Annotated in this window: 22 protein-coding genes; 7 read left to right on the top strand and 15 right to left on the bottom strand. The window is 64.9% G+C overall.

What is annotated here, in order from left to right; all coding sequences use genetic code 11:
- Positions 1–94 precede the first annotated feature (94 nt).
- The 3 genes from G453_RS0111065 (at position 95) to G453_RS0111055 (ending at position 6,502) form a co-directional block, all read left to right on the top strand.
- Positions 95–499: a cytochrome c3 family protein gene (locus G453_RS0111065; protein WP_027191123.1), complete on the top strand. Its 405-nt coding sequence runs from the start codon at positions 95–97 to the stop codon at positions 497–499.
- Positions 500–562: 63 nt separating this feature from the next.
- Positions 563–2,182, top strand: a complete 1,620-nt coding sequence (locus tag G453_RS0111060; protein WP_027191122.1) for a hypothetical protein — start codon at positions 563–565, stop codon at positions 2,180–2,182.
- Positions 2,183–2,218: 36 nt separating this feature from the next.
- Positions 2,219–6,502 (top strand): acyl-CoA dehydratase activase, encoded by a 4,284-nt coding sequence (locus G453_RS0111055; RefSeq protein ID WP_043645441.1) that lies wholly within the window; start codon positions 2,219–2,221, stop codon positions 6,500–6,502.
- 184 nt (positions 6,503–6,686) lie between these two features.
- Here G453_RS0111055 and G453_RS0111050 read toward each other — a convergent pair whose 3' ends face one another.
- From G453_RS0111050 to G453_RS0111010, 8 genes are all read right to left on the bottom strand, one after another.
- Positions 6,687–7,454: a hypothetical protein gene (locus tag G453_RS0111050; protein WP_027191120.1), complete on the bottom strand. Its 768-nt coding sequence runs from the start codon at positions 7,452–7,454 to the stop codon at positions 6,687–6,689.
- 92 nt (positions 7,455–7,546) lie between these two features.
- Positions 7,547–8,521, bottom strand: a complete 975-nt coding sequence (locus tag G453_RS27940; RefSeq protein ID WP_156920884.1) for a hypothetical protein — start codon at positions 8,519–8,521, stop codon at positions 7,547–7,549.
- Positions 8,522–8,716: 195 nt separating this feature from the next.
- Complete coding sequence (locus tag G453_RS0111035; protein WP_027191117.1) at positions 8,717–9,352, bottom strand: DUF2491 family protein; 636 nt, start codon at positions 9,350–9,352, stop codon at positions 8,717–8,719.
- 339 nt (positions 9,353–9,691) lie between these two features.
- The gene (locus G453_RS23530; RefSeq protein WP_051272323.1) at positions 9,692–10,021 is read right to left on the bottom strand and encodes a cupin domain-containing protein; all 330 of its coding nucleotides are present in this window, start codon (positions 10,019–10,021) and stop codon (positions 9,692–9,694) included.
- A 146-nt stretch (positions 10,022–10,167) separates the two neighbouring features.
- Positions 10,168–10,596, bottom strand: coding sequence for a hypothetical protein (locus G453_RS0111025; RefSeq protein ID WP_027191116.1), 429 nt, complete (start codon positions 10,594–10,596; stop codon positions 10,168–10,170).
- A gap of 276 nt (positions 10,597–10,872) precedes the next feature.
- The gene (locus G453_RS0111020; protein ID WP_027191115.1) at positions 10,873–11,166 is read right to left on the bottom strand and encodes a hypothetical protein; all 294 of its coding nucleotides are present in this window, start codon (positions 11,164–11,166) and stop codon (positions 10,873–10,875) included.
- Between the two features lie 194 nt (positions 11,167–11,360).
- Positions 11,361–11,693, bottom strand: coding sequence for a hypothetical protein (locus G453_RS27935; protein ID WP_156920883.1), 333 nt, complete (start codon positions 11,691–11,693; stop codon positions 11,361–11,363).
- Between the two features lie 203 nt (positions 11,694–11,896).
- A complete protein-coding gene (locus G453_RS0111010; protein ID WP_027191113.1) occupies positions 11,897–12,154 on the bottom strand; it encodes a hypothetical protein in 258 nt (85 codons plus the stop codon).
- A gap of 168 nt (positions 12,155–12,322) precedes the next feature.
- Between G453_RS0111010 and G453_RS0111005 the strand changes: the two genes are divergently transcribed.
- A complete protein-coding gene (locus G453_RS0111005) occupies positions 12,323–12,715 on the top strand; it encodes a hypothetical protein (RefSeq protein WP_027191112.1) in 393 nt (130 codons plus the stop codon).
- A 79-nt stretch (positions 12,716–12,794) separates the two neighbouring features.
- Here G453_RS0111005 and G453_RS0111000 read toward each other — a convergent pair whose 3' ends face one another.
- Both G453_RS0111000 and pta read right to left on the bottom strand, forming a co-directional pair.
- Positions 12,795–14,006, bottom strand: a complete 1,212-nt coding sequence (locus tag G453_RS0111000) for an acetate kinase (RefSeq protein WP_027191111.1) — start codon at positions 14,004–14,006, stop codon at positions 12,795–12,797.
- A 24-nt stretch (positions 14,007–14,030) separates the two neighbouring features.
- Positions 14,031–16,124: a phosphate acetyltransferase gene (gene pta / locus G453_RS0110995; RefSeq protein ID WP_027191110.1), complete on the bottom strand. Its 2,094-nt coding sequence runs from the start codon at positions 16,122–16,124 to the stop codon at positions 14,031–14,033.
- Positions 16,125–16,761: 637 nt separating this feature from the next.
- Between pta and G453_RS0110990 the strand changes: the two genes are divergently transcribed.
- Both G453_RS0110990 and G453_RS0110985 read left to right on the top strand, forming a co-directional pair.
- Complete coding sequence (locus tag G453_RS0110990) at positions 16,762–16,998, top strand: CopG family ribbon-helix-helix protein (RefSeq protein ID WP_027191109.1); 237 nt, start codon at positions 16,762–16,764, stop codon at positions 16,996–16,998.
- Complete coding sequence (locus G453_RS0110985) at positions 16,998–17,273, top strand: type II toxin-antitoxin system RelE/ParE family toxin (protein WP_051272322.1); 276 nt, start codon at positions 16,998–17,000, stop codon at positions 17,271–17,273. The genes G453_RS0110990 and G453_RS0110985 overlap by 1 nt, the downstream gene beginning before the upstream one ends.
- A gap of 8 nt (positions 17,274–17,281) precedes the next feature.
- Here G453_RS0110985 and G453_RS0110980 read toward each other — a convergent pair whose 3' ends face one another.
- From G453_RS0110980 to G453_RS28415, 5 genes are all read right to left on the bottom strand, one after another.
- Complete coding sequence (locus G453_RS0110980; protein ID WP_043645439.1) at positions 17,282–18,379, bottom strand: LeuA family protein; 1,098 nt, start codon at positions 18,377–18,379, stop codon at positions 17,282–17,284.
- Positions 18,376–20,106 (bottom strand): putative bifunctional diguanylate cyclase/phosphodiesterase, encoded by a 1,731-nt coding sequence (locus tag G453_RS23525; protein ID WP_051272321.1) that lies wholly within the window; start codon positions 20,104–20,106, stop codon positions 18,376–18,378. Before G453_RS23525 ends, G453_RS0110980 begins: the two co-directional genes overlap by 4 nt.
- Positions 20,107–20,142: 36 nt before the next feature.
- Positions 20,143–20,940 (bottom strand): sulfite exporter TauE/SafE family protein, encoded by a 798-nt coding sequence (locus G453_RS0110970; protein ID WP_027191106.1) that lies wholly within the window; start codon positions 20,938–20,940, stop codon positions 20,143–20,145.
- Positions 20,941–21,154: 214 nt separating this feature from the next.
- The gene (locus tag G453_RS26295; protein WP_051272320.1) at positions 21,155–22,108 is read right to left on the bottom strand and encodes a metallophosphoesterase family protein; all 954 of its coding nucleotides are present in this window, start codon (positions 22,106–22,108) and stop codon (positions 21,155–21,157) included.
- A gap of 32 nt (positions 22,109–22,140) precedes the next feature.
- Positions 22,141–22,332 (bottom strand): hypothetical protein, encoded by a 192-nt coding sequence (locus G453_RS28415; protein WP_169725316.1) that lies wholly within the window; start codon positions 22,330–22,332, stop codon positions 22,141–22,143.
- A 27-nt stretch (positions 22,333–22,359) separates the two neighbouring features.
- On the opposite strand from G453_RS28415, the gene nifH reads away from it, so the two are divergent.
- Positions 22,360–23,184: a nitrogenase iron protein gene (gene nifH / locus G453_RS0110960; protein WP_027191105.1), complete on the top strand. Its 825-nt coding sequence runs from the start codon at positions 22,360–22,362 to the stop codon at positions 23,182–23,184.
- Positions 23,185–23,194 lie beyond the last annotated feature (10 nt).

The following is a 23,194-nucleotide window of genomic DNA, read 5'->3' as shown; positions in this document are numbered from 1 at the left end:
AATCGGCCCTGCGCCTTGACACGCCGCCGATTCTGGACGTAGATGCTATGTGAATTTTTTCATTCAACTTTTTTTGGTGAGGAGGTGGATGGGAATGAGGAAACCGTTTTTTGTCCTGTTGATGTGTGCGGCTCTGGTTGGCGCTTTCTGCCTGCCGGCGCTGATGGCTGCGGACGCGCCCAAGGGCGCCATGGAACTGAAGGTGCCTGCCGGCGCGACTGCGACCAAGGCTCCTGTCAAGTTCAACCATGAGGGCGCTGGCCACAAGCCCGTGGACTGCAAGGCTTGCCATCACAAGGAAGGCAAGGACATGAAGTGCTCTGGCGCCGGTTGCCACGATGTGGTTGATCCTGCGGACAAGACCAGCGACAAGAGCTTCTACATGGCTTTCCACAAGGGCGAGTCCACGAAGAGCTGCGTCGGCTGCCACAAGAAGGCCAAGGCCGAGGGCAAGAACGCCCCGATCGCCTGCAACGCCTGTCACCCCCAGGCACAGTAGCATCCCCGGACGCGGCGGGAAGATTCCCTGCCGCGTCCGGCTTTCATCGGGCGGAGGGCCCACATGTCCAACTCTCCGGAAGACATCATCGAGCTGACCGACATCATCGAACACGGCCCCGGCACGGACGGCAAAAGCGGTGCTGACGGCGGTGTCGATCTGAGCTTCGAACGGGAATTGGAAGACCTCTTCGCCGAATCCCCCACGGACAAGCCTGCCCAGGGCGCGCAGAAGAGCCCCGGCCTCCCTGATCTTTCCGACCTGCCCGGTCTGGACGACCTGCATCTGCCCGAAGAAAACGCCAAGAGCGGAGCGGGGGACGACATCGACCTGGACGGACTGGACGCCTTGCTGGCCGAGGCCGAAAAGAGCGGCGCAGAGGCCTCCGGCGGCGCTTCCAGTGGCGCTTCCGGCCTGGGCGACCTGCCCGAGCTGAACGACGATTTTCTTTCGGACGCTGCCTCCACGGCGGCAGCGGGCGATTCCGATTCTTCCGATCTTTCGATGTTCGACACCCTGGCCGCACCTGCTGTCGCGGCGGGAGCAGCGGCAGTGGTCGCCGCGAGCCTGGGTGAGCCTGTTTCCGGCCCGGCCCTGGACACCTTGAGCACCCGGCTGGACAGCCTGGAAGAGAAGCTTCAGGACATGGGCGATTCCCTGGCCGCGCTCCTTGCCGCGAGCCGGATGGAGCCCCAGGCCCCGATCGACGAGGCGGCCCTGGCCGAGCGTGTGAAGCAGGAGGTTCTGTCCGCGCTGCCTGAGCCCGCCGCGCAGCCCGAGCCCGTGGACGCCGAAGCCCTGACGGCCCAGGTCGAAGCCCGCGTGGACGAAAAGCTGGCGGACCTTCAGGCCGCGTCCGAATCCCAGGCAGAGTCCCAGCCCGATGTGGCCGCCATGATCGCGGAGCTCAAGGAGAGTCTGGAGCAGCAGAACGAGGACCTGAAGGCCGAGCTGTTCGCCCTGGCGACGCCTGCGCAGGAACCACTCGACGAGGCAGCCCTGGCCGAGCGCGTGAAGCAGGAGGTCCTGTCCGCGCTGCCCGAGCCCGCCGCGCAGCCCGAACTCGTGGACGCCGGAGCCCTTGCCGACCAGATCGCCCAGATCGAAGCCCGTGTGGACGAAAAGCTTGCCGACCTTCAGGCCGCGTCTGAATCCCAGGCCGATCCCGCATCCATGATCGCGGAGCTCAAGGAGAGCCTGGAGCAGCAGAACGAAGCCCTGAAGTCCGAGTTGTCCGCACTGGCGACGCCTGCGCAGGAACCACTTGACGAGGCAGCCCTGGCCGAGCGCGTGAAGCAGGAAGTCCTGGCCGCGCTGCCCACACCTGAGGCCGCAGGAGCAGGCGCAGGCGAGGCCCTGGTGCAGGTGCAGGAGCTCTCGGGCAGGGTCGATGCAGAACTTTCTGAGGTCATGGCCCGCATTGAGGCCATCCCGGCCCCGGCGGACACGGACGCCCTTGCAAGGCAGTTGGAAGACCTGGCCGCGCGCCAGGAACAGATTCAGGCCCGCCTGGACGCGCTGGAAACCAAGCCAGCCGCGCCGGACCTGAGCGGTCTGGTCTCGCGCGAGGAGCTGGCAGCGCTTCGCCAGAGCATCCTGGACGAGATGCAGAAGGCCGTTCCCGCCGTTGCCGCCAGGATAATCCGCGAAGAAATCCAGGCCCTGGTCCGGGAGATGGACTAGACCCGAACAGGAACTCCACCACAGGACGAAACGCTCATGAGTTCGGCTGTGCGCGAAGCCCTGGGGCTGTGCCTGGGCGCGTCGTCCATCGGATTGGTCCGCCTGGCCGCGTCCGACGGCGACGTGCGAATCCTCCATGCCGAGAACCGCTCCCACGGCGGCAATCCCACAGACACCCTGCACGCCATGCTCGACGCCGAGCCCGGCTGGCGCTCCCTTCCCCTGGCCGTCACCGGCAGAAAACTCAGAAACCTCGTCCGCCTGCCCTCGCTCTCCGAACCGGAGGCCGTCGAACTGGCCGCCGCTTTCGTGCTGGGCGCTCAGGTGGGCGGCGTCACGGTCCTCTCCGTCGGCGGCGAGACCTTCATGGCCTACGGCCTGGACGGAGCTGGCCGCGTGCGCGACATCCGCTCCGGCAACAAATGCGCGTCGGGCACCGGCGAATTTCTGGCCCAGCAACTGGGGCGAATGGGCCTCTCCGTCCCGCAGCTCGGCGACCTGGACCAGCAGGCCGACCCGTACGCCGTGTCGGGGCGCTGCTCGGTGTTCTGCAAGTCCGACTGCACCCACGCCCTGAACAAGGGCGCGCCCCGCGACTCCATCGTGGCGGGCCTTGGGCGCATGATGGCCGGGAAATGCCTGGAGCTTCTGCCGGACAAGGCGCGGGGCCGGGTTCTGCTGGCGGGCGGCTGCTCGGCCAACGCCTCCATGGCACGCTTCCTGCGCGATGACATCAGCGACCTGATCATCCCCGAGTCCGCTCCCTGGTTCGAGGCGCTTGGCGCGGCCCTGTGGGCCATGGAACATCGTCCGCAGCCGCCTGGGGACGGTTCGGTGTTCACGGCGCGTCCGGCCAGCTTCACCCTGCTTGCGCCGCTGGCCAAGTCGCTGCATCTGGTCGATTTCAAGGAGCACCCGCGCGGGGAGGCCCAGCCCGGCGACGAGGTGCTCCTGGGCCTGGACGTGGGCTCCACCACCACCAAGGGCGTGGTGCTGCGCTGCAGCGATCTGGCCGTGCTGGCCGGGGAGTACCTGCGCACCGAGGGCGATCCCGTAGGCGCGTCCCGCCTGGTCTACGCGAGCCTTGCCCGCCAGCTTGGCGCGCCGGTGCGCATCGTGGGGCACGGCGTCACGGGCTCGGGGCGGGCCATCGCCGCGCTGCACGGCCAGGCCACGGCGGCCATAAACGAGATCGTGGCCCACGCCGCCGCCGCCGCGCACTACGACCCCCAGGTGGACACCATCTTCGAGATCGGCGGCCAGGACGCCAAGTACACCTTCCTCTCCCAGGGCCACCCCTGCGACTCGGCCATGAACGAGGCGTGCAGCGCGGGCACAGGCTCCTTCCTGGAGGAGTCCGCCCGCGAATCGCTTGGCGTGGACACCCGCGACATTGCGGGCCTGGCCCTGAAGGCCGCCACCACCCCCAACTTCAACGACCAGTGCGCCGCGTTCATAAGCTCCGACATCAAGCTTGCCGTGCAGGAGGGCCTTGCCCTGGAGGACATCCTGGCCGGGCTGGTGCACTCGGTCTGCCTGAACTACGTAAGCCGCGTGAAGGGCAGCCGCCCCGTGGGCCAGCGGGTCTTCATGCAGGGCGGCGTGTGCTACAACCGCGCCGTTCCTGCGGCCATGGCCATGCTCACGGGCAAGCGCATCGTTGTGCCGCCCGAGCCAGGGCTCATGGGCGCGGTGGGCGTGGCCCTGGTCATCGACCAGCGCATGCGCCAGGGGCTGCTGCCGGAGTCGTCGTTCGACCTGGACGATCTGGCCGGGCGTGAGGCCGTATCCAGGGAGCCGTTCACCTGCCGGGGCGGCAAGGGCGGCCAGGAAGGCTGCGACCGGGGCTGCCGCATCGCGCGCATCGAGGTGGGCGGCAAGGTCCACCCCTTCGGCGGCATCTGCAACCGCTTCGAGAACCTGCGCCAGGGCAGGTCGCCGGACGCGGCCAGCCTGGATCTTGTCCAGGCCCGCCAGCGCCGGGTGTATCGCGGCTACGTCCCCCCAGAAGGGTCAGGGAAGCCAGTGGTGGGGCTTTCGCGCTCCTATCTGGTGAACACCTACTTCCCCCTGTTCCGAGGCTTCTTCGCGGAGCTGGGCTATGATGTTGTCCTCCCGGAGCGCGTGGACCCGGCAGGCGTGCAGCGCCGCACCTCGGCCCTGTGCTTCCCGGCGGAGCTGGCCCACGGCTTCATGGGCGATCTGCTTTCCAAAAGCCCGGACGCGGTGTTCCTGCCGCACGTGCGCTCCGTTCCGGGCGCGCCGGGGCAGGACGCCTCCTGCACCTGCGTGCTCCTGCAGGGCGAGCCCTTCTACCTGGGCAGCGCATTCCCGGAGCTTGCCGCGTACGGCCCGCGCCTGCTGGCTCCGGCGTTGGATTTCGCACAGGGTTTGTCCGGCGCGCAGGGTGCGTTCCTGGAGACGGCCCGCGCCCTGGGCGCCGACGCCTTCCGGGCGCGCCAGGCCTTCCAGGCCGGGCTCGAGGCCCAGATCCTCTGTCGCCGCGACATCGCGGACATGGGGCGCGAGGCCCTCACGCGCCTGGAGGACGAGCCGGACCTTATGGGCGTGGCGCTGTTCGGGCGCAGCTACAACGCCTTCGCGCCCGAGGCCAACAAGGCCGTGCCGGAGAAACTGGCCACGCGCGGGGCCATGGTCATCCCCTGCGACATGCTGCCCATCAGCCAGGAAGACGCCGCGATCCCAGCCATGTACTGGGGCCAGGGCCGGGTGATTCTCTCCTCAGCCCGCTATGCGGCGGCCCACCCCAAGCTCTTCGGCGCATACATTACCAACTTCTCCTGCGGGCCGGATTCCTTCCTGCTGGGCTATTTCCGCGACGAGATGGGCGGCAAGCCCTCCCTCACCCTGGAACTGGACAGCCACACCGCCGACGCGGGGCTGGAGACGCGCCTGGAGGCCTTCCTGGACATCGCGGACAACCACCGCAGGCTGGAGCAGCGCGCCGCAAGTTCAAAGCGTGTGGTGCGGCCCGGCTCCAATGGCACTCCCGTGGCCCGCATGGAGTCCCGCAACAGGCAGGCGGGGATCGCCCTCCCTGGCGGCGTGTGGCTGCCCCTGACCCATGAGCGCGTCCGGCTGGCCATCCCCAGCATGAACCCCTACGGAACGGCCCTGGCGGCCAGCGCCCTGTCCGGATGCGGCGTGCGCGCCGTTGCGCTGCCACCCGCAGGCGAGGCAGCCCTGGCTCGCGGGCGCGGCAACTCCAGCTGCAAGGAGTGCCTGCCCCTGCAACTGACGGTGGGCACGCTGCTGGACTATCTGGACGCCCGCCCCGCAGGCGAGGCCACGGCCTACTTCATGCCCGGCGCAAAAGGCCCCTGCCGCTTCGGCCAGTACGGCGAGTTCACCTCGCGGATGCTCAAACGGCTGGACATCCAGGACGTGGCCGTGCTCTCTCCCTGCGCGGACAACGGCTACGCCGGGCTGCCCAGCGTCGTGACCCTGGCCATCTGGCGCGGCACAGTGACCGGCGACTTCTTCGAGGAGATGCGCTCCAGCCTGCTGGCCGGGGCTGCTGATCCCGTGGAGGCCCTGAGCCTGCTGGAAGCATGCCTCAAACGCGTGGAAACGGCTCTTGGCGGCTCCTGGAAGGGTGCGTTGGCCCAGATGCGCCTCGTGGCCGCAGAGCTGTCGCGCATCCCCATGCGCGTCTCCCGCGAGCACATCCCCACCGTGGCACTGCTGGGCGAGATCTACGTGCGTCACGACCCCATCTCCCGCCAGGGGCTGGTTGAACGGCTGGCGGCCAAGGGCGTCGCTGTGCGCACCTCTCCGGTCAGCGAGTGGGTGTTCTACACGGACTGGCTGCAAAATGCCGGAATCACGGCGAAAGCCGGTTTCCAGGGGCGTTTCAAGCAGTGGTTCAAGAAACGCTGTTTCCAGCAGGTGCGCGAAGCGCTCCTGCCAAGCGGCCTGATAAGCCCGCACGCGCCGGAGACGGGCGAGCTGATCCGTGCGGGCGCGCCCTACGTGTCGCCGCTGCTCACCGGGGAGGCCATCCTCACCGTGGGCGCGGCATTCCACGAAATTCTGGCCCCGGCCTGCGGGGTCATCGCCGTGGGGCCGTTCGGCTGCATGCCCACGCGGCTGGCCGAGGCCGTGCTTGCGCGCTCCTTCGACACGGACGCGCTGGCGCAGCTGTACCCCTGGCGCACACGCAAGCTTCCGCCGCAGGCGCGCGGCACGCTGCCGTTTTTGGCGTTGGAAACGGACGGCAACCCCTTCCCGCAGTTGATAGAAGCCCGGCTGGAGGCGTTCTGTTTGCAGGCGCTGAGGCTGCACGCGTATCTGGACTGAGTAAGGGGAGAAGGGCGGGGGAGTGAGCCGGGGAAGAAGCCTCCGGCGGGCAAAGGGCTGCGCCCTCTGCACACCCTTATAGGTCTGCGTGTTCCCGGCGGCGTTGTCGATGGCAGGATGAAAAAGAGAAAGGCTCCCGGACGGTTGCACCGTCCGGGAGCCGTGTTCGTTGCGTGGCGGGGGACTATTTCTTCTTGAGCGAGGCCAGTCGGTCGGCCAGGCTCTGCTGCTGCGGCTGCGAGGTCTCTCCGGCGGCCTCCTTCAGGGCCTGGGCCAGGATGGGGTCCTCGGACTTGGGCGGGGCCAGGAGCTGGGTCTTTTGGGCGGACACCTCGGCCTTGCTCTCCATCTCGTGGGCCTTCTGGGTCATGGCGTCAAAGGCTGTGCCCAGGTTGTTGGCCTGCTGCTTGATGCCGGCCACCACCTTGGCGCGCTCTTCCTGCTCCTGGGCGCGCTCCATGCGCACCTTGGCCACGTCCATGCGCCGCTTGGCGTCGGACAGGCGCTCGCGGGCGGTCTTCAGGCGCTCGGCGGCGGATTTCACGGCCTGGGACAGCTCGTCGTAATAGACCTTGGCCTCGTCGGCTTCGCGCTGTTCGCGGTCGATCTCCGGGACCATCTTTTCCAGCTCGCCCAACAGGTTCGCCAGACTGGCCTCGATCTGGGCCTTTTCCTCGGGGGAGGAGGCAGCGTCGGCCTTGGCCTGGAGGCGTTCAGCCGCGGAGAGGCGCAGGTCGTAGTTCTTCTGGATCTCCTGGGCCTCGCGCTCTTCGCGCGCCCAGGCGTTCTTGGCGTCCACCATCTGCTTGGTCAGCTTGGTCAGCGCCTCGTCCAATTCGGAAATCTCGGCCTCGGAGGCGGTCTCCGGGTCGAATTCGACCAGCAGCTTCACGAACCCGGACTGGGCGTCCTGGGCCTTCTTCACGAAAAAGTGCTTCACGAAATTGATCATTCAAATCTCCTTGAGGGGTCATGCGCCACGTCCGCCGTGGCGGGAGCGCTTGGTTTGACCGGTCAGAGTTGAGAAACGCGAAAAATGCGGGATCAGCCGCGCCTGCGGTTGAACATCCAGAGCGCGCCGCCGCCCAGCACCACCATGGTGGCGATGGGCCAGAACAGCCCGCCCGAGGACTTTCCGGAATCGCCCATGGACTCGTCAATCTTGGGATCGGCCAGGGCGATGTTGGGGTCCACGTCCTTGGGCACCGTGCCGGGTTCCACCGGGACGCCTTCCTTCTTCATGCCGTCCAGCTTGGCGTTCATCTCGTCCAGCTGCTTCTTGAGGTCCGCGTTGGATTCGGCCAGCTTGGCAGCCTCTTCCTTGAAGGCCTTCACGCCGGGATCGCTCTGGTTGTTGTGGAAAAAGCCCGCCCCGGAGGTCAGGTTGGAGAGCATGAACCACATGAACATGGCGTCCCACATGCCGAACCGGGAGAAGCTGTTGAAGGCGTAGCCGGGGGCTGCGTAGCCGCGTCCGGCGTAGTAGTTGTCGCGGTAGCCGTTGTAATCCTTGTAGGAGCCGAAGGTGCGGTTCTGGTTCAGGATGGGCTTGCCGGTGCTCACCTGGCCAGGGACCGCGTTGCCGGACTTGGAATACAGGCCCTGGTAGCCCTGGTAGGAGCTCGTGGCGGCCTGGCGCTTGGCCGCGTCCGCGCCCGAAGACGAGAAGGCCGACGTCCCGGCGGACTTGGAGGCTGCGCCCGACGTCGCTCCGGTCGTGTTGGAGAAGCCGCCGGACGCCGAGGGGGAGCTCTGCGCGGGAGCGCTCGGCTGCCCGGAAGGAGCGGACTGTGTGGGAGCTGGCTTGCTGGTTGACCACCCGGACGAGCCAGACGAGGGAGAAGACGGCGCCGGGGCCGGAGTGCTCGGGCGGCTTGAACTGGACCAGCCCGAGGAGCCGGAACGGCTGCCGCCGGAGGAGAAGGAGCCTCCGCCGCTTTTCTTGGCGAAGACGAGGCCCGTGGGGCCGACAACGAGCATCAGGGCCACGGCCAGGGCCAGAATCGAACTGGGTCGCATGTCTGGTCTACCTCTTGAAACGTTTCATGAACACGGGAAACGGCTTTGGGACGCGTGTCCTTGGGGGCAGCGTCCGTGACACTTTGCAGCGCGAAAATGCTTTCTCAAAATACGTTCATACAGTGTATGAGCCTAAGACAAGAGAACCATGTGTTTTGTTTGTAAAAACATGGTCATATTTTTAAAAACGCGACACTAGAAAATCTTCAGGGCCTGCGGGGTCATCACCACGCCGGTCAGGCAGCGCACCAGGGCCTGGCCTGGCTCCTCGTCTGCGGAGAGGAGCATGAACTCCTGCGTGTCGGCGATCTCGCGGCTGTAGAGCATCATCTTGTGGTTCACCACGATGGGGGCCGAGTCCGGCGCGGTGAAGATCTTCTCCTGCGCGTCGAAGGGCGGGGAGTAGCTCCCGTCGCCCCAGTCGCGCGCGTAGGTCGCTCCCTGGGGGGAGGTCAGGTCCGCGCCGCCGATCAGCCCGCCCTCGCCCAGCCACTGACCCCAGTCGGACTCGCTGCCGGGATAGATTTCCTGAAGCACCTGGAGGCAGTTCACGTCGATGACCGTGCCGTCCTTTTGTTGCTGGAACTGGAACAGCGCCTGGCGCTCGCCGGTTTTCACGTAGGCCCGGATGATGGTGAGGCCGAACAGCTCCATGCCGGAGACCGCCTCCACCACCATCTCGCCCTGTGGCAGGGGCAGGGCCAGGTCCAGGCCCTCATAGCGCAGGGCTTCGCCCGGCTCGATGGACACGATGGCGCCGATGCGCAGGGTGTCTGGCAGGGTGGGAAAGCCGGGATAATTTTTCTTCTCCTTGCTGGTCTTCCAGAACATGCATGCTCCTTGTCTCTTTGGACGCAATTCAGTTTAAGACTCCCGCTGCAAAGCGCAAGGGGGCCGATGCAGGTCGGCGGAGCCGGAAGCAAGGGTAATCACTAGAGCAAACAGGGGCGGGGACAAAATGAAATCCTGTTCATGATTTCACGAGGGTGACGAATAAAACGTCCTGTACCGTCGTTTGGGGCTGGTCGGGACCACTGTCCCGACAGGAAGGGCGGCGCGGCGGACGCTATGCCGGGAAGGTTCGGGACGCTTCGGAAAACGCGGGGGGCAAGGCCCGCGTCAGCAAACCCGCAACCTGGAGGTTCCAGGCGGTCCGGAGTAAGCCCCCGGTCAGGAGGCGTCCGGCACGAAATCGTATGCTCCAACACCCTGCACAAGCAGCACCCGGCAGGGTCCGGGACCCAGGCAGCGCACCCGGTGGGCGCGTCCGGGCGCGACCTCGCGCCAGTCGCCGCATTGCAGGGATGCGGACTCTTCGGGGCCGCGAAAATCGAGGCTCACGTTGCCTTCCAGGCAGAAGGTGGCGTCCGTGACCGTGGTGTGGGTGTGCCAGGGGACTTCCTGGCCGGGGGCGTAGGTCATGAGCGTGACCTTCACGTCCGGGGTGGCCACGATGGGGAGCTTGTCCGCGATGGTGTAGGGGGGCTTGGAATCTGTCATGGCGTCTGCCTCCAAACGCCGGGGTGGGAGGCGTCCCCGGCGGCTTTCGGCAACTCGCGTGCGATGTCCCCTAGCGGCTGGCAATGCCTTGGACAGCGCCCGGGAGTCCTGCGACTGGCGGGGGATACCCCCGACCGGTTCGCCCGTTACGAATTAGGCCCGGCGATGGTGGCGCGGGCGTGGGTGAAGCGGTACACTTCGCCTTCCTGCAGGAAGGGGGTCTCAACGAAGGTCTGCATCTTGGGGGTCTTGTAGCGCAGACGCCCGAATCCGCCGCACAGCGCCGTCAGGTTGACGGTCTTGCGCTGCCAGGGGTTGAAGAAGATGCGTCCCATGGACACGCCGGTGGCCAGGTCTTCGATCTCTACGGCCCTGGGGAAGGAGCTGTGGTTCTCGAGTTCCACGCTCATGACGACTCCGGCGAAGAACTGGGCGTAGTCCATGAGCTTGCCGTAGCGGAACTTGTAGTTCTCGCGCACGACCTCGATCTTGGACGCCAGGTCTTCCACGTCGGCGTCGGAGAGCTGCTTGAAGGTGTTTTTCAGGTGGGTTCGCAGGGTTGTCGCCTCATCCATGTTGAGCCTCCTTAGATAAGCGAGTCGCAGTTTCTCATCCCAAACGGGAGCGTCCTGGGCATCGATTCCGGTTGCGGCCAGGGCGGCCCCAGTCAAGAGCGGCAGTGGAGCCATTACGTACGCCTGATTCGCCTTATGCGGGCTTTCACGGTGAAGAAAAGGGGAGCCGCCGTGTGGCGACTCCCCATCAAACATCACGAAGAGAGCGGATTGTAAAGCCTATTTGCCGTTCACCAGCGAATAGGTCTGGGTGAGCGCGCACAGCCGTCCAGGCGGCTACCTCTCGCCAAACACTTCGGTGAGCAACGTTGGTGTCGGCACCCCGTAAACGCCTGCCCCGTCCAGATTCCAAACATTCCAAAAGCCTGCCCTTTCGCATTTTTGCATAAATATGTAGGCGACATCATCAAAAGAACCGAATGCAACCACATGATAATATAAGCCCTCGGCCGTATTCATCGGGCAAGTGTCCATCTGGATACTTAGCTGACTAAAAAAATCTTTAATTACGTTCTTGTCAGTAATAACAACTGGAAGCTGGCGGTTAAACTCGTCAAGTGTAAGAAACATGCCCCTTTGTCTTGTCCTAACTATAGAAATTTTTTCGACCCTTGCAATGTCAGCATTAGTCGAAAGACTCGACAAGCCTTCAGACCACCCTCGTCTGAATTTCCAGGGGGCCCACCCACTGCATGTGATATCGCCTGACATGACTACTGTTAACAACAAGAATGCGCATAGTGCCGTGAGAGACACTTTGATTTTCATTCATCACCTTCTTTGTGGGATATTGTTCCTTCAAATCTTGTCTCAAAGGGAGTTCCTGGAAGCAGTGCCCCAATTCTAGTTGATACTTCTTTGGGATATGGAAATCCGCCCGGATCACGCTCGCCCCATTCTTGCTTGTCGAAATCAAAAACATCAGGTTTTGCTACGATGTCCCCATTTTCAAGTCGCTCGAGTACGATTCTTCCGACAGGACCATGCGTGTCAAATCCTGTCCGGTTCTTGTCGTTAAATACAACTGGCTCCCCGTGGTAAACATCTTCAATATTCGCAATAATCGGGGCTCCTTCTCCAACAAAATAATGCCACATATGTTTACCCAAGAGAGCTTACCCGAATGCGTGGTTCCGTTGGAGTCGCCTGCCTGGCCCTCATGCCTTGTCTGAGCCTCCCCATGTATCGTACCTGTCTGCCCGTTCGTCTCTCTCTGGGGAACGGAGCTTGCGGCCTTTCCCGCATCCACGAAGCTTTTGACCCGATACACCTCGTTCGACTGGAGCCGCTGCGAGGGACTTCACCCGCTGATCCAGCCATCGGGGCCTTGAGTCCCGGAAGCGCCGGAAAAGTACTTCCCGACGCCGGTTCCCGCGTCGCCATCTTCCGCGCTCTCTGCGCCGGGCGACTGTCCGGCCTTCACGAACTCCAGCACGTTGTTGGCGAAGTTTTCCCTGCGACCTCCGTCATTCGCGTCCGCCAGCAGGTTGCCCAAGCCCCAGCCTTGGCTGGCCGTGTTGTTCTTTCCTCCAAGATCGCCGCCGAATCCCCAGACCATATGCTCCTCCTGTATGCAACCTTGCCGCGTGAATTTCAGGGGATCATATGCAAAGGAAGAAATATTTCACCCCACATAGCGCTATATGGGGTGAATCATATTCCTAATCTGGTATCCTTTCCGGTCAAGCGGCTACGGCCGAAACCCATCCCACAGGAGGATACCATCATGAATTGTCCGCATTGCCGGAGGGAACTTCCCTTCCAAAGGCCGTCCACCGATCCGGCCCGCTGCAAACTCCACGGCCACCATGGCGAAATGGACCTGGACATGGACCAACTTCGGGCCATGGCCGAGTGCGCGGCCAAGTATCAGGCATACGGGCGCGAGATTCGCACCGCCCTGGACATGCTAAGCCGCTACCGGGAGGTGGCCGGGCGCATGGAGATCGACCCGGTCTTCGCCGAGCATGTGCTCTCATACGACGGGGGCGACGGTTGGCGCTGGTTTCCGGGGGCGGCCCGCCAAGCCCGCATCGCGGCCATCAAGGAGCGGTTCGCCTCTGGACGGGCGCGCAAAGACGATTTGGTGCGCTACATGGAACTTGTTGACCCAAGGTGATTCCCTTGGAGGACGAAAAAGGGGAGCCGCCATGTGGCGGCTCCCCATCAAACATCACGAAGAGAGCGGATTGTAAAGCCTATTTGCCGTTGATGAGCGAATAGGTCTGGGTGGCGATCTCCAGCTCTTCGTTGGTGGGGATGATGTACACGGCCACCGGGGAGTCGTCGGTGGAGATCTTGGTGATCTGGCCGCGCTTGAAGCCGTAGTTGCGGTCGCGGTCGATCTTCACGCCCACCGCGCCCAGGGTGTCGCAGGAGAACTGGCGCACGTCGGGGTCGTTCTCGCCGATGCCTGCGGTGAACACCACGGCGTCGCAGCCGTCCAGGGCGGCCAGGTACGCGCCCACGTAGTGCTTCACGCGGTAGCAGAACATCTTGAGGGCCAGTTCGGCCTTCTTGTCGCCCTTCTCGCGCGCGCTGTGGATGTCGCGCATGTCGTTCAATCCGCAGATGCCCTTCAGACCGCTTTCCTTGTTCAGCAGGGTGTCCACCTGGGCGATGGTCATGCCCTTGTTGGCGGCCAGGAAGGCGTGCAGCGAGGGGTCCACGTCGCCGGAGCGGGTGCCCATCATCAGGCCCATGAGCGGGGTCAGGCCCATGGAGGTGTCCACGCACTGGCCGTTCTTCACGGCGGCCATGGAGCAGCCGTTGCCCAGGTGCACGGTGACGCAGCTGGTCTTCTCGAAGGGCTTGCCGATGATCTGGGCCAGCTTCTTGGCGACATAGCCGTGGGAGGTGCCGTGGAAGCCGTAGCGGCGGATTCCCAGCTCTTCATACAGGTCGAAGGGGATGGGGAAGAGGTAGGCGTAGTCCGGGATGGTGCCGTGGAAGGCGGTGTCGAACACGGCGGCCTGGGTCACGCCGGGGAACAGGGCCGTGGCGGCCTCGATGCCCATGAGCCCGGCGGGGTTGTGCAGCGGGGCCAGCGAGCAGAACTTCCTGATGGTGGCCACCACTTCGGGGGTGATGACGGTGGGCTCGCGGAAGGCCTCGCCGCCGTGCACCACGCGGTGTCCGATGGCGCCGATCTCCTCGGGGGTGGCCACGGGGGCCTCGCCGCCGGTGATCATGCCCGCGCAGCGGCCCAGGGCGGCGGTGTGGTCCGCGAAAGGCTCCTCCACGGTGAGCACCTTCTGGTTGTCCGCGCCGGGGAAGGACTTGTGGGTGATCTTGCCCATGGACTCGCCGATGCGCTCGGCAAGGCCGGAGCAGAGCACGGCGTCGGAGTTCATGTCGATGAGCTGGTATTTCAGCGACGAGCTGCCGCAGTTCAGTACGAGAACCTTCATGAGGTCGAATCTCCTTGGGAGGGCTTAGTGTTGCGCCTGGATGGCGGTTATGACGACGGTGTTGACGATGTCCTCGACGGTACATCCGCGGGACAGATCGTTCACCGGTTTGTTGAGGCCCTGCAGGACCGGTCCGATGGCCACGGCCTGGGCGGCGCGCTGGACGGCCTTGTAGGTGTTGTTGCCGGTGTTCAGGTCGGGGAAGATGAACACGGTGGCCTTGCCCGCCACTTCCGAGCCGGGGAGCTTCAGCGCCGCGACTTCGGGGTCGATGGCTGCGTCGTACTGGATGGGGCCTTCGAGCTTGAGCTCGGGGGCCATCTCCTTGGCGATCTTGGTGGCCTCGCGGACCTTGTCCACTTCCGCGCCCGATCCGGACGCGCCCGTGGAGTAGGAGAGCATGGCGATGCGCGGCTCAACGCCGAACGCGGCGGCGGTCCCGGCGGACTGGATGGCGATTTCAGCCAGCTGCTGCGCGTTGGGGTTGGGGTTCACGGCGCAGTCGCCAAACACCAGCACCCGGTCGGAGAGGCACATCAGGAACACGGAGCTCACGATGGACATGCCGGGCTTGGTCTTGATGATCTGGAGTGCGGGGCGGATGGTCTCCTGGGTGGTGTTGATGGAGCCAGACACCATGCCGTCGGCCTGTCCCATCTGCACCATCATGGTGCCGAAGTAGGTGGGGGAGAGCATCTGGTCGCGGGCCATCTCCTCGGTGACGCCCTTGGCCTTGCGCATGCCGTAGTAGGTGGTCCAGTACTGCTCGTAGAACTCCGACTTGGAAGGATCGATAAGCTGCGCGGCGGACAGGTCCAGGCCAAGCTGGGAGATGAGCGGCTGGACCTCGCTCTCCTTGCCCAGGATGGTCAGGTCGGCCACGCCCCGGCGCAGCAGGATGTCGGCGGCCTTGAGGATGCGGGGCGAGGTGCCCTCGGGCAGGACGATGTGCTGCTTTTCCTTCTTGGCGCGGTCGATGAGCGAGTACTCGAACATCTTGGGCGTGATCTTGGAGGACTTCTTGGACTCCAGGCGGGAGCGGAAGTCGTCGCCCTTGACGTGGTGCTCGAAGGTGCCCAGGGCGGACGCGATCTTCTTCTGGTCGTCGGCTTCGATGCGGCCATAGAGGTCCATGAGGATGCGCGTCACCTTGTAGGTGTGGCCCTCGGCCAGCAGCACCGGCAGGGGGATGCCGGTCCAGCCTTCCACCAGTTTCTTCACGTTCTTGTGGGGGTCCAGGCCGCCGGTGAGCACGATGCCCGCGATGTCCTGGTAGGCGGTTGACAGGCGCGAGGCGTAGCAGGCCAGCACCACGTCGGCGCGGTCGCCAGGGGTGATGACCAGCGCGCCCTTCTTGATGTAGTCCATGAAGTTGCCCACCTGCATGGCGGCCACGATGTAGTCGTCCACGGGGGTGTCCAGCTGGTCCTGGCCGTAGAGCACCTGCGCGCCCAGCCACTTGGTCACGTCGCCCACTGTGGGCTTGCCCAGGGTGGCGTCCTCGGGGATGGCGTAGGTCAGGCAGTCCTGTCCGCCGATGTACTTGCAGGTCAGCCCGTCCAGGACCTTCTGCTCGAAGCCGGGGTCCACGCGGTTGACGATGGTGGCGAAGATGTCCAGGCCCTTTTCCTCGAAGGTGTCGATGGCGATCTGGGTGGCGGCCACCAGCTTCTCGGGGGTCTTGTCCAGGCCGTTGGCCACGATGATCACCGGGCAGCCCAGGTTGGAGGCGATCTCCGCGTTGATGTCGAACTCGAAGGCGGAGTCGGTGCCCATGAAGTCGGTGCCTTCGCAGAGCACGAAGTCGTAGCGCGATTCCAGCTCCTTGAACTTGGCCAGGATGTTCTCAAGCATGATGGTGTGCTTGCCCTGGTTGATCATGTCGCGGGCCTGGTCCAGGGTGTAGACGAAGGAGTCCTCGTAGCGCTGGTTCAGGTAGAACTGGGAGAGGATCAGGTTGATGTCGTGGTCGCGCTTGCCCTGGGCGGAGCCGGAGATGATGGGGCGGAAAAAGGCCACGCGCTGGAAATCCTTGAGCAGAAGCTGCATCACGCCCAGGCAGATGGCGGACTTGCCGCTGCGGGCCTCGGTGGCGATGATGTAGAGGTTTTTAGACATGGGCGTCTCCTCGGATGAGTGATTGGTGGGGGGCGCGGGCGGGAAGAGAAGGATGCCGCCTGACAGGAAGAAGAACCTTGGAGCGGGCCGGTTTGCAGCCGCGCGAAACGATATGCTGGCCAGGGCGCGACGATGCGGCCCCGGCCTGGGCGTCATGGAAAGGATGTGGATGACCGGACCGGCGTTGGCCGTCCGGACGTTCAGAGGTGGTCATGTGCGTTCACGCGCTGTTTCACGCCTGCCGGGCTCAGGGCCGCCGGTCAGGCTGGATGGAGGTTCCCTAACAAGGACCGTGCCACGTGTTGCCAAATGTCAATGTCTAGTGATGTAAAGCATTTACTGAGGCGTGTTGTCCAGAGGATATCCCGGTTTTCCAGACAAAACCAGCCTGGAGCGCCTCAAAGAGCAAAAAAAGATGCTGAAACGTATGGAGACCGGGGGCCAAGCGTGCCTGCGTGTTCCCGGCAAAGCAAGCCGGGCCGGGAACTTCATGTCTTCGGGGCGGAGAGGGCGGCGAGGTTGTCTGGAAAAGCGGACAGGTCTGAATTGCGAGACGTCCGCTCCGTCAGCGTCCGCAGGAATTGTTGCCTCTGTGATGGCATAGTGTTATCAACATGGTGTCACGTAAGGGGGCATTATGGGAGTCGCAAGCACGATACGCACGGACGGTGAAACCCTGGTCAGGCTGGACGCCGTCGCAAAGCAGATGGGGCGCAGCCGCAACTGGGCCTTGAACAAGGCCATTGAAGACTTCATCGAATACCACGAGTGGTACATCGCCAAGGTGAATGAGGGCATCAAGGCCGCCGAGGAGGGGCGCTTCGCATCCAAGGACGAGGTGGACGCCGTGTTCGCCGAGTTCGGGGCCGGTTGATGGTCGTCTGGACCGTCACGGCCAAGGAGGACCTGCGCGGACAGCTCGAGTACATCGCCCGAGACGACCCCGAGGCTGCACGGGCCATGGCCGTGCGCATCAAGGCCTCCTGCGGGGTGCTTGGGCAGTTTTCCAGGGTAGGACGGGAGGGCATGGTGAAAGGCACCAGGGAACTGGTGATTCCGGGCTCGCCCTACGTGTGCGTTTACCGCGTGGCTCAGGGCCGGGTGGAGATTTTGCGCCTTTTGCACACCAGGATGATGTGGCCCGCCTAGTGTCGCGGTCAGCGCGACAAGATCGTCTGCGCCTCTTCGTCCGTGAGAGGGCGGCCAAGCCTCTCTCCTTCGGCGCGCACGGCCTGGACCAGGGCTTCCAGGTCGCGCCCGGAGGCGTCCAGCCCGAATTCGGCCAGTTTAGCGGCCACGGCGGCGCGTCCGCTCTTCTTGCCCAGGGCCGTGCGGCGCGTGTGTCCCAGCAAGGCCGGGTCGTAGGGCTCGAACAGGGACGGGTCGCGGGCCAGCCCGTGCACATGCAGCCCGGTCTCGCAGGCGAACTGTCCGGTTCCTGCCACTGCCTTGCGCGGCGAAATCTCGATCCCGGCGGCCCGGGCCACTACGGCGCACAGTCCGGGCAACTCCTCCACGCGATAGTCCAGGCCCCTGCGCATGTGCAGGTACGCGGCCACCTCCTCGAGCGCGGCCAGTCCGGCTCGCTCTCCAAGGCCCAGCACCGAGGCGTCGGCGTAGTCCGCCCCGGCCAGGAGTCCGGCCAGGGCGTTGCCCGTGCCCAGCCCGAAGTCGTTGTGGCAGTGCACGCCCACGGCGATGTCCAGCCAGGATTTCAGGTCCCCCACCAGCCGGGCCACTTCCAGGGGATTCCACACCCCCACTGTGTCCGACAGGCGAACCCGCAGGGCTCCTGCCTCCTGGGCGGCCAGCGCGGCCTGCACCAGGAAATCCGGGTCGGCGCGCGAGGCGTCCTCCAGCCCCAGCGACACCCGCTGCGCTCCGGCCTCCAGGGCCAGCTTCACGTGCCGGGAAAGGTGCTCCAGCAGCTCAGCGGGCGTGAGGCCCAGGCGCTTCTCCATGTGTGCGGCGGACACGGGCAGCCCCAGGTGCAGCCAGTCCGTCTTCAGGGCTGCTCCGGCCAGGATGGAGTCCTCCCGGCAGGCGGCCCACACGGAGGTCTGGGGCGCGTTCGCAAGTACGCGGGCCTGCGCGGCCAGACCGGCAAGCGAGGCGTCGCGCCCGGCAACGCCGAGCTCCACCTCGTCCACGCCAAGGCGCGCAAGGCGCGCCAGGATGTCCGCGCGGATCTCGGGGGCGAGGTACACCCCGAAGCACTGTTCGCCCTCGCGCAGGGTCGAGTCGATGATCTTCATGTGCGCTCCGGTTCCGGCAGCAGATATGCGCCGCGCCGCAGCAGGGCCGCAAACTCCATGGGCGGCACGGGCCGGGCGAACAGATAGCCCTGGAAGCCGTCGCAGCAGTTCAGCGAGCGCAAAAATTCCAGCTGCCTGAAGTTCTCCACGCCCTCGGCCACCACCTGCATGCCCAGGGTGGCGGCGATGGACACCACCGCCGTGACGATGCCCGCGTCGTCCGCGTCGTCGGGCAGTCCGTCCACGAAGGATTTGTCGATCTTGAGCGTGCCGATGGGCAGGCGTTTCAGGTAGGTCAGCGAGGAATAGCCGGTGCCGAAGTCGTCCAGGGCCACGGTGATGCCTGCGGCGGCCAGATCGCCCAGGCAGGTGCGCGCGGTGTCGAAGCATTTGAAGAACACGTTCTCGGTGATCTCCACCTCCAGCTGGAAGGGCGACAGGCCGGTGCGCTCGAGGATCGCCAGCACCCGTGCCGCGAATCCGGGAAGCTCCAACTGGCGCGGCGAGAGGTTCACGGACACCTTGGGCTCGCCAAGGCCCTGCCCGGTCCAGAAGTGCGTCTGGCGGCAGGCTTCCTCCAACACCCATTCGCCAAGCGGCACGATGAGTCCGGTCTCCTCGGCCAGGGCGATGAAATCGCCCGGCCCGACCAGCTGTCCATCCGGGCGCTGCCAGCGCACCAGGGCCTCCATGCCCTTGATCTCGCCGGTGAACACGTCCACGCGCGGCTGGTAGTGGAGGACGAACTCCTCCCGGGTGAGGGCCTTGCGCAGGGCGTTCTCCAGCCTGAGGTTGTGGGAGACGCGCTCGCCCAGGTCCTCGGTGAAGAACTGGAAGTTGTTGCGGCCCTCTTCCTTGGCCCGGTACATGGCTATTTCGGCGTTCTGCAGCAGCTGGGCGGGGTCGATCCCGTCCGTGGGCGCGATGGTAAGGCCCAGGCTCGCGCCGATGTGCAGATCCTGCCCCTGGAGGGACATGGGCTCGGCGAGGCTGGTAAGGACGCGCCCGGCCACGTGCGCTGCGTCCTGCGGGTCGCGCAGTCCGGTGAGCAGCATGGCGAAGGCGTCGCCGGAGAGGCGCGCCAGGGTGTCGGCCTGGCGCAGCAGTTTCGTGAGCCTTACGCCCACCTCGGAGAGGACGATGTCCCCGACCACGTGTCCCAGGCTCTCGTTGACGGCCTTGAAGCGGTCCAGGTCCAGGCAGATGACGCCCAGGGTCTGGCCGTCCTGGCGGGCCTGTCGCAGGGCCATGCCCAGGCGGTCCAGGAAGAGGTCGCGGTTGGGCAGGCTGGTGAGCCCGTCGTGGTAGGCGCTGTGGAGCAGGAGTTCCTTGTGGAGCTTCACGTCGGAGAGGTCGCTGAACACGGCCACGTAGTGCTCGAGGCGCCCCTCGGGCGAGAACACCGCCTGGATGGTGAGGCGCTCGGGGTAGGTCTCGCCGGATTTGCGGCGGTTCCAGATTTCGCCTTCCCAGTGGCCGAGTTCGATCAGCTCGTCCCAGAGGGCGGTGTAGAAGGCTTTGTCGTGGCGTTCGGACTTGAGGATGCGCGGAGTCTGGCCAACGGCTTCGTGCGGTTCGTAGCCGGTGATGGCGGTGAAGGCGGGGTTGACGCGCTCGATGCGTCCGTCCGGGGCGGTGATCACCACGCCGCATGGGTTGGCGTCCATGAGGCCCTCCAGCAGACGGACGGCCTCATGGTCATGCGAGCAGAGGGAGAGATCATTCATGTAAGGCTCCTGAGCATGACGCTCCCTCTACCTGGATTACAGAATCTGGAACAGCATTCTGGTGGCCATGATCAGCAGGAAGGCCGCGAAGACCTTCTTGAGCTTGGCCACGGGCAGCTTGTGCGCGATCTTTGCGCCGGTGGGGGCGGTGAGCATGCTGAACACCACCAGGCCCACCATGGCGGGCAGGTAGATGAAGCCCAGAGAGTAATCGGGCAGCCCGGCCTTGTCCATGCCGCCGAAAATGTATCCCACGGTCCCGGCAACGGCGATGGGGAAGCCGATGGCCGCGCCAGTTCCCACGGCCTGGTGCATGGGGATGTTGCAGAAGGTCATGAAGGGTACGGTCAGGGTGCCGCCGCCGATGCCCACCAGGGCGGAGATGACGCCGATGAAGCCGCCCACGCCGGACGTGGCGCCAAAGCCCGGGATCTCGCGGCTGGGTTTGGGCTTGAAGTTCAAAAACATCTGGGCGGCGACGAAGTACAGGAAGCAGACGAAGAAGCCCTTCAGGAATCCCGAGGACAGCCAGGCCGCCAGCTTGGAGCCAAGCAGCGTGCCGATGACGATGCCGGGGGTGATCATCTTGACCACGTTCCAGCGCACCGCGCCGTGCTTGTGGTGGGCGCGCATGCTGGAGATGGACGTGAACATGATGGAGGCCAGGGACGTGCCCAGGGCCATCTGCATCAGGTATTCCGTGGGAAGCCCCTGCCACACGAACAGAACCGACAGCACCGGCACGATGACGATGCCGCCGCCCACGCCCAGAAGTCCGGCCAGCACTCCGGCCGCAGCGCCCGCCAGGGCGTAGAGCATCAGATACACAAGCATCATGGCAAAAATCTCCTTGTGAGGAAGGCAGTTTGGCCTATGGCGCACACGCGGCGAGCAGGCGCCTGGAAGGGCCGGGTTACCGCCTTTGGCCTGGCTTGTCGACTGGTCCGGGCCGGTGGACGCCCGGTGGACGCACCGCTGTCCGGCCAGCCCCCGCGCGGGAGTCCGCGGCTCTGTCGCGCTGATGCCGGTCAGGATTCCCCGCAGGGCTTCATCTGGCCGGGATGGTCCGTTCCAGGCCGTCCTGCCAGCGTGCTTCCGTGTGGTTCCAGGTCCTGATTACTATTTTGTCATTGTAGAGAAAGATGGAATTGGACCAGATGGTCTTGCGGTTCATGTCCGTGTTGTGAACGCCAACGACGCGGCCATGGTACAGGTTCACATCGGACAGGAAGCTCGGTTGCGCGGGGGGCGTGTGGGTGTGGCCGGAGACCCAGGCCTTGACCTGCGGATTGGCCATGAGCACGTCGTGGATCGCCTGTTCCGGCTGGGCCACGCGCTGGGGGGAGTTTATCTTCTCGCTGTAGGTGTCCAGGGTTCCCTTGAGCGGCGCGTGGAAGAAGATCAGCGTTGGGGAGCCCGGATGCGCCCGGAGCGTGTCGGCCAGCCAGTCCAGTTGGGCGGCCGAGATTTCCGTGAGGAACTCGCCGTCGGTCACGTCCGGGGAGAGAAACACCAGGAGGTACTGGCCGAGCGCGACCGTATAATGAAGTTCCGGCACGCCCAGATCACGCCTGAAGCGTTCGAGCTTGAGGCTGCGTTCCTGAGGAGTGGCCCGGACGAGCTTCCCGCCCTCGGGGGCGTCGGCGTACATGTATTCGTGATTTCCCGCGATCACGGCCTTGGGCTTGCGGATGGCGCGTAGAAAGCGCGCCGCCCGCGCGTACTCCTCTTCGCTGCCGTACTTGGCCACGATGTCGCCGGTCACGGCCACGAGATCGACATCCTCCCACGAGTTCACGTCCTCCACCGCCCGGAGCTTCAGGTCCGGGGACGGCTCTTTCCCGCCGGAAGTGCCGCCGGCCTGGGCGCGCCCGTAGTGGGGGTCGCTCAGGACCACCACTCGCTGGTAGTCGCGGCCTGTTTCGCGGGCGCGCGTGGCCTGCGGCGCGGCGCACGCGGCCAGCAGGAGGGCGAACAAAAGCAGGAGAAGCGGTCTCTTCACGGCAAGCCTCACTTTGGGCCGACACGCTGATGTTACATTTTCGGCCCGCAAAAACTTACAAAATGGGAGACATTTTTGTAGCGTTTCGTGTGTGTCATGTCCTGGGCCAGTGGCCCGCCAGAATCGCCATCCGTCAGCACGCCCCGCCAATGCTCGATATTTTGCAAATTTGCAAAAATCGGCACATTTGGCACGCCGTTTGCCTTTACCTCCGCGTATCCCACAAACAACATCTTCCTTCGGAGGTTATCATGAGAAAGATCGCTATTTACGGAAAAGGCGGCATCGGCAAGTCCACCACCACCCAGAACACCGTAGCCGGTCTGGCCACCCTGGGCCACAAGGTCATGGTCGTGGGTTGCGATCCCAAGGCCGACTCCACCCGCCTGCTCCTCGGCGGCCTTCAGCAGAAGACCGTTCTGGACACCCTTCGCGAGGAAGGCGAGGACGTCGAACTCGAAGACATCCTGAAGCCCGGCTTCAAGGGCACCATGTGCACCGAGTCCGGCGGTCCCGAGCCCGGCGTCGGCTGCGCTGGTCGCGGCATCATCACCTCCATCAACCTGCTGGAGCAGCTGGGCGCCTACAAGGAAGACAAGAAGCTCGACTACGTCTTCTACGACGTCCTGGGCGACGTTGTCTGCGGCGGCTTCGCCATGCCCATCCGTGAAGGCAAGGCCCAGGAGATCTACATCGTCGTCTCCGGCGAGATGATGGCCATGTACGCCGCCAACAACATCTGCAAGGGCATCGTGAAGTTCGCCGAAGCCGGCGGAGTACGCCTGGGCGGCCTGATCTGCAACTCCCGCAAGGTCGACCGCGAAGAGGACCTGATCAACGCCCTGGCCGAGCGCCTTGGCACCAAGATGATCCACTTCGTCCCCCGCGAGAACCAGGTGCAGCGCGCCGAGCTCAACCGCAAGACGGTCATCGAATTCTCGCCCGAGCACGCCCAGGCCGACGAGTACCTGGCCCTGGCCTCCAAGATCCAGGACAACCAGAATTTCGTGGTCCCCAACCCGCTGTCCATCGAAGAGCTGGAATCCCTGCTCGTGAAGTACGGCATCGCCAACTAGGCATCAGCGA

It is taken from the genome of Fundidesulfovibrio putealis DSM 16056 (assembly GCF_000429325.1).
In the GTDB taxonomy this organism is placed as follows: Bacteria; Desulfobacterota; Desulfovibrionia; order Desulfovibrionales; family Desulfovibrionaceae; genus Fundidesulfovibrio; species Fundidesulfovibrio putealis.
This window is presented reverse-complemented; position numbering and strand designations above follow the sequence as displayed.

Excerpts from the sequence above, each read along its gene's own strand:
- G453_RS0111050 (WP_027191120.1), bottom strand. The coding sequence starts at position 7,454 with ATGATCAATTTCGTGAAGCACTTTTTCGTGAAGAAGGCCCAGGACGCC.
- G453_RS27940 (WP_156920884.1), bottom strand. The coding sequence starts at position 8,521 with ATGCGACCCAGTTCGATTCTGGCCCTGGCCGTGGCCCTGATGCTCGTT.
- G453_RS0111060 (WP_027191122.1), top strand. The coding sequence starts at position 563 with ATGTCCAACTCTCCGGAAGACATCATCGAGCTGACCGACATCATCGAA.
- G453_RS0110980 (WP_043645439.1), bottom strand. The coding sequence starts at position 18,379 with ATGAAGATCATCGACTCGACCCTGCGCGAGGGCGAACAGTGCTTCGGG.
- G453_RS0110985 (WP_051272322.1), top strand. The coding sequence starts at position 16,998 with ATGGTCGTCTGGACCGTCACGGCCAAGGAGGACCTGCGCGGACAGCTC.
- G453_RS0111065 (WP_027191123.1), top strand. The coding sequence starts at position 95 with ATGAGGAAACCGTTTTTTGTCCTGTTGATGTGTGCGGCTCTGGTTGGC.
- G453_RS27935 (WP_156920883.1), bottom strand. The coding sequence starts at position 11,693 with ATGTGGCATTATTTTGTTGGAGAAGGAGCCCCGATTATTGCGAATATT.
- G453_RS0110990 (WP_027191109.1), top strand. The coding sequence starts at position 16,762 with ATGGGAGTCGCAAGCACGATACGCACGGACGGTGAAACCCTGGTCAGG.
- G453_RS23525 (WP_051272321.1), bottom strand. The coding sequence starts at position 20,106 with ATGAATGATCTCTCCCTCTGCTCGCATGACCATGAGGCCGTCCGTCTG.
- G453_RS0111010 (WP_027191113.1), bottom strand. The coding sequence starts at position 12,154 with ATGGTCTGGGGATTCGGCGGCGATCTTGGAGGAAAGAACAACACGGCC.
- G453_RS0111025 (WP_027191116.1), bottom strand. The coding sequence starts at position 10,596 with ATGGATGAGGCGACAACCCTGCGAACCCACCTGAAAAACACCTTCAAG.
- G453_RS0110970 (WP_027191106.1), bottom strand. The coding sequence starts at position 20,940 with ATGCTTGTGTATCTGATGCTCTACGCCCTGGCGGGCGCTGCGGCCGGA.
- nifH (WP_027191105.1), top strand. The coding sequence starts at position 22,360 with ATGAGAAAGATCGCTATTTACGGAAAAGGCGGCATCGGCAAGTCCACC.
- G453_RS0111055 (WP_043645441.1), top strand. The coding sequence starts at position 2,219 with ATGAGTTCGGCTGTGCGCGAAGCCCTGGGGCTGTGCCTGGGCGCGTCG.
- G453_RS0111005 (WP_027191112.1), top strand. The coding sequence starts at position 12,323 with ATGAATTGTCCGCATTGCCGGAGGGAACTTCCCTTCCAAAGGCCGTCC.
- G453_RS0111000 (WP_027191111.1), bottom strand. The coding sequence starts at position 14,006 with ATGAAGGTTCTCGTACTGAACTGCGGCAGCTCGTCGCTGAAATACCAG.
- G453_RS0111035 (WP_027191117.1), bottom strand. The coding sequence starts at position 9,352 with ATGTTCTGGAAGACCAGCAAGGAGAAGAAAAATTATCCCGGCTTTCCC.
- pta (WP_027191110.1), bottom strand. The coding sequence starts at position 16,124 with ATGTCTAAAAACCTCTACATCATCGCCACCGAGGCCCGCAGCGGCAAG.
- G453_RS0111020 (WP_027191115.1), bottom strand. The coding sequence starts at position 11,166 with ATGTTTCTTACACTTGACGAGTTTAACCGCCAGCTTCCAGTTGTTATT.
- G453_RS23530 (WP_051272323.1), bottom strand. The coding sequence starts at position 10,021 with ATGACAGATTCCAAGCCCCCCTACACCATCGCGGACAAGCTCCCCATC.